This is a genomic window from Falsiroseomonas sp. RANM36, from assembly GCF_056682175.1.
This window is the reverse complement of the sequence record NZ_JBWXTD010000004.1, coordinates 761,341-770,868: the sequence shown is the minus strand read 5'-3', so window position 1 is coordinate 770,868 and position 9,528 is coordinate 761,341. Positions and strand designations below refer to the sequence as shown.

Genomic DNA, 9,528 nt, shown 5'->3' with positions numbered 1-9,528 from the left:
CCCGCGTAGCGGGCCGAGGCCGCGAATGCGGCCCGCCGGCGGTCCGGCGAGCCAAGGCGGCGAAGGCCGCCGCCGGCGCCTGAGGGCGCCGACGCGCAGCGACGGCGCATCACCTATTCATGCAGCTTCACATACTCGAAGTGGCCGGGCTTGTTGTCGATGCCGACCTTCGGCGCGGCGATCCAGTTGGCGTAGTTGCCGGCGGTGTCCACGGGCTGCATCAGCGCGGTGATGAACAGGTTATCGTCCGTTGACGGCAGCCATTCGTCGCGCTTCGCGGCCCAGGTGCCGGCGTCGATCACGCGGCCTTCGGGGTCGGCGTGGATCTTGTTGAACTCGCCGATCTTCCGGTTGAAGGCGACGTTCGGCAGCTTGAGCTGGAAGGGAATGCCCGCTTTCTCGATCACCTTGTTCCAGCGCCCGACGCCGCCCTGGCAGTCCACGACATAGTCGTCGCGCAGCCGCATGTTCAGCGCGGAGAGCGCCGGCACGTCCTCCTTCACCACCTGGCCGTCGATGCAGCGCAGGACGGGATAGGTGCTGTCGATCAGGCGGTGGTCGTCCTCGATCTTGTCCTCGCGGTAGCGGCCCTTGAGGCCGGCGTTGTAGGCGTTCGCCGCATTGGTGCTGACCTCGCTGCCGAACAGGTCCAGCGTCAGCGAGAAGTGCAGGTTCATCTTCTTCTGGATCGTCGGCAGGTCGATCACGCCGAGCGCGCGCACCTTCTCGATGTCATGCGGATCCTGGATACCGGCGTCCTTCATCGCCTGGCAGGTGCGCTCCACCACGCGCATCACGCCGGTCTCGCCGACGAACATGTGGTGCGCCTCTTCCGTCAGCATGAAGCGGCAGGTGCGCGACAGCGGGTCGAAGCCGGACTGGGCCAGCGCCTCCAGCTGCATCTTGCCGTCGCGGTCGGTGAAGAAGGTGAACATGAAGAAGGAGAGCCAGTCCGGCGTCGCCTCGTTGAAGGCGCCGAGCATGCGCGGCGTGTCCTGGTGGCCCGAGCGGCGGCGCAGCAGCTCCTCTGCCTCCTCGCGCCCGTCCTTCCCGAAATATTTTTGCAGCAGATACACCATGGCCCACAGGTGCCTGCCTTCTTCGACATTGACCTGGAACAGGTTGCGCATGTCGTAGAGGGAGGGCGCGGTCTTGCCGAGATGGCGCTGCTGCTCGACGGAGGCCGGCTCCGTGTCACCCTGGATCACCAGAAGGCGCCGCAGCATGGAGCGGTATTCGCCTGGCACTTCCTGCCAGGCGGGTTCGCCCTTGTGGTGGCCGAAGCCGATCCTGCGATCGGGCACGGCGGGCGCGAGCAGGATGCCCCACTTGTACTCGGGCATCTTCACATAGTCGAACTTCGCCCAGCCCTTCGGGTCCACGCTGATGGCGGTGCGAAGATAGACGAGCGATTCCTGGAAGCCCTCAGGCCCCATGTCCTTCCACCAGTCGATGTAGCCGGGATGCCAGGTCTCCAGCGCCTTGCGCACGCGCGCGTCGCTGTTGAGGTCCACGTTGTTCGGGATCAGGCCGTCATAGTTGACGTTCATGCCGTCGGGCATCTGCATGTCCTCCGTATCGTTTGCGCGGCCGATTCACGCCTTCGCGCCTGCAGCGCTGCGGCGATCGGCCGCGCTAAACGCGCTGCTTGTCGTAGTTGGGCTTCACGCCCGATCCGTAGAGCTTCAGGGCACCTTCCGCGCCGACCGCGTTGGGGCGCTGGAAGATCCAGTTCTGCCAGGCCGTCAGGCGGCCGAAGATGCGCGTTTCCATCGTCTCCGGGCCGACGAAGCGGAGATTCGCCTCCATGCCGGTCAGCGCGTCGGGCGAGAAGCTCGCGCGCTCCTCGAGCATGATGCGGACCTCGTCGTCCCAGTCGATCTCGTCATAGGTCATGGTGACGAGGCCCAGTTCCTCGGCCTCCTCGGCCTCCAGGCCCTTGCCGATGGCGTCCTTCGCGCGGTCCACGCTGCCGGGCTCTCCCCAGAAGCGGGCCTGTAGCCGCGTGAGGTCGTTCGACATGGGGTAGGCGCCGAAATTCATCGGCGAGAGCGTGATCGCGGCCGGCGGGCGGTTGTCGCCCTCGCGCTTGCCGGACAGCATCACGGAGCGGTCAGCCGCGAAGGCGAGCTCGGCCAGCGTGCCGGCGAAGCAGCTGCCGGGTTCGACCAGCGCGACGAGGCTGCGCGAGGTCATGTCCACGCGCTTCAGCACGCGCTTGAGATAGTGCCGGACCTCTCGGACAAACCAGTCGGCGGCGTGCGCATCGAGGAAGGCGTCATGCGCCAGCACCAGCGCGGCGTCGCCCTCCGTGCGGAAGGTCAGCAGGCCGAGCTCGGGCTCGTTGGCGCGCAGATGCAGGATCGCGTCGTCCAGCTCTCGCGCGACGCGCAGCGGCCAGAACTGCGCGTCCTTGGCGGCATCCAGCGTCGCGGGCGGGACGGCTTCCGGCCCCATCACGGTGACCGTCGCGCGGCCGGCGGCGCGGTCGCATTCCACGCGCACGCGGGAATAGATCACCTGCTCGCCCTCGAAGCGGCGGTCGAGCGGCGTCAGCGCGACGCCCTTCGCGTCCTTCGGGCGATCGGTCTTCGCCGCGAATTCGGCCGCGCGCTCCTTCACGCGCTCGGCCCATGCGGAGGGCGGCACCACCTCGTCCACCAGGCGCCAATCCACCGCCCGCTTGCCGCGCACGCCTTCCTCGATCGAGCAGAACAGGTCGGCGAGGTCCCGCCGCACCTTCCGCTTGTCCGTCACGCGCGTCAGCCCGCCGGTGCCGGGCAGCACGGCCAGAAGCGGCGTCTCCGGCAGCGCGACGGAAGAACGCCGGTCGTCGATCAGCATGACGTAGTCCGCCGCGACCGCCAGCTCATAGCCGCCGCCGGCGCAGGCGCCGTTCACGGCAGCGATGTAGAACTGGCTGGAGTTGTGGGTCGCATCCTCGATCGCGCAGCGCGTCTCGTTGGTGAACTTGCAGAAATTCACCTTGTGGCCGTGCGTCGCCTTGCCGAGCATCCGGATATTGGCGCCCGCGCAGAACACGTTCTCCTTGCCGGAGCGGATGACGACGGCGCCGACTTCCGGATGCTCGAAGCGCAGGCGCTGGATCGCGTCATGCAGCTCGATGTCCACGCCGAGATCGTAGGAGTTGAGCTTCAGCTCCACGCCCTCGAACAGGCTGCCATTGGCGTCCACGTCCATGACGAGGTTCGCGACGGCTCCATCGAGCTCCAGGCGCCAATGGCGCCAACGGCTCGGCTCCGTCTGGAAGTCGATGCGTGCCATGCGCGTTTCCTGCCCTCGTGAGATGCTAAATAGTGCAGGTTATCCAGCCAACGCAAGCGCAAATATGCATTATGATGCCGGTTCGTGGAGCCGGAACAGGCGGTCGGCGAAACCGGCGACGGCCGCCAGGGTTCGTTCCGGCGCTTCCAGATGCGGCGCGTGGCCGACGCCCGGCAGGACCAGGCGGTCCACCGGGCAGTAGGTCTCGCGCTCGATGATGTGCAGGTGTTCCAGCGTGCCGTAGGGGTCAGCCTCGCCCTGGACCACCAGGATCGGCACGCGCACATGCGCGATCTCCGGCTGCAGGTCGAGCACGGCGGGAAAGCCCGGATCCAGCCAGGCGCCGTTCCAGCCAAGGAAGGCGGCGTCCGGGTCGCGATGGTATTTCCGCATGCGCTCCCGCAGGTCGGTCGTGTTCCAGCGCGCCCGCGCGCGCTCGATCTCGCCGATGCAGAAGGGCTCCACCATGACATGCGGCGCGAGCAGCGCGATGCCGCGCACGCGGCGGTCCTGGTTGGAGCCGGCATAGATCAGCGCGATGGAGGCGCCGTCGGAATGGCCGACGAGGATGCAGCGGCGGATGCGCTGCGCATCCAGCACGCGGCCGAGCGTGTCGCGCGCCTCGTCATGCATGTAGGTGAGCGGGCGGGGCAGCGCCACGCTGTCGGACTGGCCGTAGCCCAGGCGCGACCAGGCCATCACGCCGAAGCCCGTCATCGCCGCCAGCCGCGCCGGCACGTCGCGCCACAGCGCCACGCAGCCCAGCCCCTCATGCAGAAGCACGAGCGTCGGCGCTTCCTCCGGCCCCGGTCCCCACCAGGCCGCCTCGATCCGGCGCCCGTCCAGGTCGAAGGAGACGTCCCTCACGTATGGCTCGCGAAGCGTTCGCGCAGCCGGAAGCGCTGGATCTTGCCCGTGGCGGTCTTGGGCAGGTCCTCCACCACCTCGATCCAGCGCGGATACTTCCACGGCCCGGCGGCGGCCTTCACATGCGCCTGCAACGCGGCGACCTCCGCCGCAGCGCCGGGCTTGAAGACGACGAAGGCCATCGGCTTCACGAGGCCGTCCGCATCCTCGCGCCCGATCACGGCCGCTTCCTGCACCGCGTCATGCGAGACGAGGGCGGCCTCCACCTCGAAGGGGCTGACCCAGATGCCGCTGACCTTGAACATGTCGTCGGCGCGGCCCTGGTAGCGATAGAAGCCCTCGGCGTCGCGCAAATACTTGTCGCCGGTGCGCGTCCATTCGCCCGCGAAAGTGCGGCGGGATTTCGCGCGCTGGTTCCAGTAGCCCTCGGCGGCGGACGGCCCGTTCACCAGCAGCTCGCCGGTCTCGCCATCGGCCACGTCGCGGTCGTGCTCGTCCACGATGCGGAGCTCATAGCCGGGCACGGCAATGCCCGAACTGCCGTAGCGGATCTTCCCGGGCTGGTTGGAGACGAAGATGTGCAGCATTTCCGTGCTGCCGATGCCGTCCAGGATCTCCACGCCGACCGTCTCCTGCCAGCGCAGCCCGACATGCTCGGGCAGCGCTTCCCCGGCGGAGACGCAGCGGCGCAGGCGCGGCGAGCCGGCGCCCCGCGTCAGCGCCGGGTTGGCCAGCATCGCGGCGTAGAGCGTCGGCACGCCGAAGAACATCGTGGGCTCGTGGCGCTGCATCGTCGCCATCACGCTGTCCGGCGTCGGCCGGTCCGGCAGCAGTGCGGCTGACGCGCCGACATGCATCGGGAAGGTCATGGCGTTGCCGAGACCATAGGCGAAGAAGAGCTTCGCCGCGGAAAAGCATACATCGTCGCGCGCGATGCCCAGCACCTGGTCGGCATAGGTGTCCGCCGTCGCCTTCAGGCTGGCATGCACATGCTTCACGCCCTTCGGCGCGCCGGTGGAGCCGGAGGAATAGAGCCAGAAGGCGACCTCGTCGTCGGAAGCGTCCACGGCATCCGGCTCGCAAGGCGTCGTCGCAAGCAGTTCGTGCAGATCCTGGAAGCCTCGGTCCACCGGCAGCGACGCGACAGACCCGCCGCTGACCGATACCGCCCAGATCGCATCCAGCCCGCTCACGCCGGCCAGCGCCGGCAGAAGCTGCGGGATCAGAGGCTCGGATACGACCAGCCCGCGCGCACGACTGTCGCGCAGGATGTAGGCGACCTGCTCGGCCGGCAGCAGCGTGTTGATCGGGATCGGCACGACACCGGCGCGGATCGCACCCCAGAACACGGCTGGGAAATCCACGGTGTCGAGCATCAGCATCGCCAGTCGTTGCTCGCGCGCGAAGCCTGCCTCCTCGAGCAGCGTGCGGACGCGCCCGCTGGTCACGGCCAGCTCCGCATAGGTCACGCGGCGATACGGATCGGCGAAGGCCGGCGCGTCGCCGCGGCCTTCCCGCACATGCCGGTCCAGGAACCAGGAGACCGCGTTGCCCATGATCTACGCCCGGGTGAACTGGATGGCGCCCTGCGGCAGCAGATACAGCACGATGGCACGGCCGCCGGACACGATCGGGTGATGCGCGGTGCCCGGCCCATAGACCAGCCAGCCCTCGCCCTTGCCGTCGAAGGCCGCGCCCGGCGTCTCCGGCATGATCATGTCTATCTCGCCGTTCGGGTGGCTGTGATGCGGGCCGGCGAGGCTGTCCATCAGCACCACGTCCACGCTGTAGCCGGCGGTGTCGGGGCCGGGCTTCACGGGGCGGCCGAAGCGGATGCCGCCGGCTTCGCGCTGGCATAGCCAGCCTTCCGCGATGCCCTGGCGGCAGAGCGCCTTCAGCGTCTCGAACGTCTCCGACCCCGGCGGGAATTTTCGATCCAGGGTTTCCGCCAGACCAGGCTCTACGGGCAGGCCCGCGATGGCTGCGGTCACATCCCTGATCTTCGCCTCGAACGCTGCAAGCGACATGGGGTCACACTCCCAGGTGGCGGTGCATCAACTCCGGATCGGCGCGCAACGCGTCGGGTTTTCCGGACCAGACCAGCGATCCCTTCACCAGGATTTCAGCCCGGTCCACCACGGACAGCACCGCGCCGACGGTCTTGTCCACGACGATGCAGGCAAGCCCGGCCTCGCGGATCGCGCGGATGGTGCGCCAGATCTCGTCGCGCAGCAGCGGTGCGAGCCCTTCCGTCGCCTCGTCCAGGATCAGCAGGCGCGGATTGGTCATCAGCGCGCGGCCGATCGCCAGCATCTGCTGCTCGCCGCCGGAAAGCTGGTCGCCGCGGTTGCGCGAACGCTGCGCCAGGCGGGGGAAGGTGATCAGCACGCGCTCCAGCGGCCAGGGCGTGCGGCCTTCGGCATCCGGGCGCGCGGCGAGAAGCAGGTTCTCCATCACGCTGAGCGAGGCGAAGACGCCGCGGCCTTCCGGCACCACCGCGATGCCGCGCTGCGCACGACGGAAGGTGGCTTCGCGCGTGATGTCCTGCCCGTCCGCCAGCACCTGTCCGGCGCGCGCGGGCACTTGCCCGAGCAGGGTGCGGATCAGCGTGGTCTTGCCCATCCCGTTGCGGCCCATGAGCCCGATTGCCTCGCCGGGCCGCACCGCGATGTCCACGCCGCGCAGCACGAGACCCTCGCCGTACCCGGCCTGCAGACCGCGCGCTTCGAGGATCGGGGTCATCCTTCCTGCCCCAGATAGGCTTCGCGCACGGCGTCGGAGGCGCGGATCGCCGCGGGCGTGCCCTGTTCCAGCACGCGGCCATCCACCATCACCGTCATGGAGTCGGCCACCGCGAAGACGAAGTCCATGTCGTGCTCGATCAGCAGCACGGCGTGGTCGCGCGCGAGTTCCTTCAGCAGCGCGGCGACCTTCTCGCCCTCCTCCGGGCCCATGCCGGCCAGCGGCTCGTCCAGCAGCAGCACGCGCGGACCCGTCGCCAGTGCCATCGCGATCTCCAGCAGGCGCAGCTCACCATGGCTGAGCGTGCCAGCGATGCCCTGCCGCTCCAACCCGACACGGGCGAGCGCGGCGCGCGCCGCCGCGATCGGCGCGGCGGCGCGGCCGGCTGGGCGCAGCCAGCGTCCCGGCGCGAAGTCCGCGACCTGGGCGGCCAGCCGCACATTCTCGAAGACGCTCATCTCGCGCAGGACATTGGTGCGCTGGAAGCTGCGGCCGATGCCGGCCTGCGCAAGGCGCCAGCTCGGCCAGCCCGTCACGTCCCGCCCGCCGAGAAGCACGCGGCCCGAGCTCGGCGGCAGCGTGCCGGAGAGCAGGTTCACCAGCGTGGACTTGCCCGCGCCGTTCGGACCGATCACGGCATGCAGCTCGCCGATCGCGATGGAGAGCGAGACATCGGCGACGGCGGTGAGGCCGCCGAAGCGGCGCGTCAGCGCCTCGGCTTCCAGCGCGCTCATCGCCCGCCTTCCTTGCCGCGCGGCACCAGCCCCGCAAGGCCCTTCGGCAGCAGCAGCACGACGACGAGAAACACCAGCCCCTCCACCAGGCGTTGGCGCTCGGTGATGAGCGTCGCGGCCTCGCCCAGCCCGACATAGGCGAAGGCGCCGAGGATGGGCCCGTGCAGCGCGCCGATGCCGCCCAGCAGCACCATCAGCAGCGCCTCCGCGCTGCGGTGCCAGGAGAGGAATTCGGGGTTCACGAAGGCCTCGGTCATCGCCCACATGTGGCCGGAGACGCCGGCCAGCGCGCCGGCCAGCACGAAGGCCACGAGCTTGATGCGCCGCGTATCGTAGCCCAGCGCCTGCATCCGATCCTCATTCGCGCGGATGCCGAGCAGCGCGTGGCCGAACAGCGTGCGCATCAGCGCGGCCAGCGTCGCATACATCGCGATCAGCAGGCCGAGATTCACCCAGAGCAGCACCTGCGCGCGCTGCCGCCGCGGCACCTCCCACGCCAGGCCGAAGATCTCGAAGGCGGGGCGCGTGACGAAGACCCCGTCCTTGCCGCCGCCGAGCGGCGTGTCGTGGAACAGGAAGAACAGCATCTGCCCGAAGGCGAGCGTCACCATCAGGAAGAAGAAGCCGCGCGTGCGCAGCGACAGCGCGCCGACGGGCAGCGCGGCCAGACCCGCCAGAAGCGCCGCCGCCGGCAGCGTCAGCCCGATCGAGAGGCCCGGCGGCAGCAGATACACCGCATAGGCGCCGACGCCGAAGAAGGCGGCGTGGCCGAGGCTGACCATGCCCGCGCCGCCGACCAGCAGCTGCAGGCTGAGGGCGAACATCGCCGAGACCAGCGCGGTCGAGGCCAGCTGCAGGTGATAGGACGACGCCCACCAAGGCATCGAGGCGACCGCTGCCGCGCCGAGCAGCAGCAGCAATGTTCCGGTGCGGCTTGCGATCAGCATCTCAGCGCACCCTCACCGACCGGGTGCGAAGAGGCCGGAGGGCCGCCAGAGCAGCACGCCGGCCATCAGCAGATAGACCACGAGCCCCGCGATCTCCGGCAGGTAGGCCTTGCCCAGCGTGTCGACCAGCCCGATCAGCAGCGCCGCCCAGAAGGCGCCGGCGATGGAGCCGACGCCGCCCACCACCACGACGACGAAGCAGATGATGAGGAAGCTCTCGCCCATGTTCGGATAGACGCTCTGCAGCGGCGCGGCCAGCGCGCCGGCAAGCATGGCGAGCGCCGTGCCGACGGCGAAGACCAGCAAGTGGATGCGACGCGCGTCGAGGCCGAGCAGGTCCACCATCTCCGGCTTCTCCGCCGCCGCGCGGACCGCCGCACCGATGCGCGTGCGCTCGATGCCGAGGAACATCAGCACCGCGACGAGCAGGCAGACCACGAGCACCGCCAGCCGATAGGCCGAATAGGCGAATTCCGCGGTGACAGGCACGGAGAAGTCGAGGATCGCGGGCACCGGCACGGCGTGGAAATCGTTGCCCAGCAGCGCGGAGCGCGCTTCCTCGAACAGCAGGATCAGCGCGAAGGTCAGCAGCACCTGGTCCAGATGCTCGCGCTTGTAGAAGCGGCGGAACAGCCCGGCTTCCAGCGCCGCCCCCATGGCCAGCCCGCCGAGCACCGCGAGCGGCAGCGCCAGCCACAGCGCGCCGGTCAGGCTGGCGACGACATAGGCGAGGTAGGCGCCGATCATGAACATCGAGCCATGGGCGAGGTTGATCACGCCCATCACGCCGAAGATCAGCGTGAGCCCGCTGCTGATCAGGAACAGCAGCAACCCGTACTGCAGGCCGTTCAGGACCTGCGCGAAGAGGCCCGATAAATCCAAGCGCGCCAGATCCTTTGCTGGTGCCCTGGCAGCCGCAGCCCCCCGGTGCCCTGCCGCAGCTTTGCTGCGGC

The 9,528-nt window shown here is 69.2% G+C and carries 9 protein-coding genes; all 9 read right to left on the bottom strand.

The annotated features are described in order from the left end of the window. Positions 1–113: 113 nt before the first annotated feature. The 9 genes from boxB to AC1MIR_RS17450 all read right to left on the bottom strand — a co-directional run bounded on the left by boxB (position 114) and on the right by AC1MIR_RS17450 (position 9,457). The gene (gene boxB, locus AC1MIR_RS17490; RefSeq protein WP_480029460.1) at positions 114–1,568 is read right to left on the bottom strand and encodes a benzoyl-CoA 2,3-epoxidase subunit BoxB; all 1,455 of its coding nucleotides are present in this window, start codon (positions 1,566–1,568) and stop codon (positions 114–116) included. A gap of 67 nt (positions 1,569–1,635) precedes the next feature. After that, entirely contained in the window at positions 1,636–3,285 is a 1,650-nt protein-coding gene (gene boxC, locus AC1MIR_RS17485; RefSeq protein ID WP_480029459.1) for a 2,3-epoxybenzoyl-CoA dihydrolase, read from the bottom strand. A 69-nt stretch (positions 3,286–3,354) separates the two neighbouring features. After that, positions 3,355–4,152: an alpha/beta fold hydrolase gene (locus tag AC1MIR_RS17480; protein ID WP_480029458.1), complete on the bottom strand. Its 798-nt coding sequence runs from the start codon at positions 4,150–4,152 to the stop codon at positions 3,355–3,357. Further along, entirely contained in the window at positions 4,149–5,708 is a 1,560-nt protein-coding gene (locus tag AC1MIR_RS17475; protein ID WP_480029457.1) for a benzoate-CoA ligase family protein, read from the bottom strand. Before AC1MIR_RS17475 ends, AC1MIR_RS17480 begins: the two co-directional genes overlap by 4 nt. A gap of 3 nt (positions 5,709–5,711) precedes the next feature. Further along, positions 5,712–6,179, bottom strand: a complete 468-nt coding sequence (locus AC1MIR_RS17470; RefSeq protein WP_480029456.1) for a 4-hydroxylaminobenzoate lyase — start codon at positions 6,177–6,179, stop codon at positions 5,712–5,714. 4 nt (positions 6,180–6,183) lie between these two features. After that, positions 6,184–6,894 carry an ABC transporter ATP-binding protein gene (locus AC1MIR_RS17465; RefSeq protein WP_480029455.1) on the bottom strand — a complete coding sequence of 237 codons (711 nt, stop codon included), beginning with the start codon at positions 6,892–6,894 and terminating at the stop codon, positions 6,184–6,186. Further along, positions 6,891–7,628, bottom strand: a complete 738-nt coding sequence (locus AC1MIR_RS17460) for an ABC transporter ATP-binding protein (protein ID WP_480029454.1) — start codon at positions 7,626–7,628, stop codon at positions 6,891–6,893. Before AC1MIR_RS17460 ends, AC1MIR_RS17465 begins: the two co-directional genes overlap by 4 nt. Next, a complete protein-coding gene (locus AC1MIR_RS17455) occupies positions 7,625–8,575 on the bottom strand; it encodes a branched-chain amino acid ABC transporter permease (RefSeq protein WP_480029453.1) in 951 nt (316 codons plus the stop codon). The genes AC1MIR_RS17460 and AC1MIR_RS17455 overlap by 4 nt, the downstream gene beginning before the upstream one ends. A gap of 12 nt (positions 8,576–8,587) precedes the next feature. Continuing rightward, the gene (locus tag AC1MIR_RS17450; protein WP_480029452.1) at positions 8,588–9,457 is read right to left on the bottom strand and encodes a branched-chain amino acid ABC transporter permease; all 870 of its coding nucleotides are present in this window, start codon (positions 9,455–9,457) and stop codon (positions 8,588–8,590) included. Positions 9,458–9,528: the final 71 nt, after the last annotated feature.

Bases quoted from the DNA above. Each gene is read 5' to 3' on its own strand.
- AC1MIR_RS17475 (WP_480029457.1), bottom strand. From the start codon at position 5,708: ATGGGCAACGCGGTCTCCTGGTTCCTGGACCGGCATGTGCGGGAAGGC.
- boxB (WP_480029460.1), bottom strand. From the start codon at position 1,568: ATGCAGATGCCCGACGGCATGAACGTCAACTATGACGGCCTGATCCCG.
- AC1MIR_RS17465 (WP_480029455.1), bottom strand. From the start codon at position 6,894: ATGACCCCGATCCTCGAAGCGCGCGGTCTGCAGGCCGGGTACGGCGAG.
- AC1MIR_RS17455 (WP_480029453.1), bottom strand. From the start codon at position 8,575: ATGCTGATCGCAAGCCGCACCGGAACATTGCTGCTGCTGCTCGGCGCG.
- AC1MIR_RS17470 (WP_480029456.1), bottom strand. From the start codon at position 6,179: ATGTCGCTTGCAGCGTTCGAGGCGAAGATCAGGGATGTGACCGCAGCC.
- boxC (WP_480029459.1), bottom strand. From the start codon at position 3,285: ATGGCACGCATCGACTTCCAGACGGAGCCGAGCCGTTGGCGCCATTGG.
- AC1MIR_RS17460 (WP_480029454.1), bottom strand. From the start codon at position 7,628: ATGAGCGCGCTGGAAGCCGAGGCGCTGACGCGCCGCTTCGGCGGCCTC.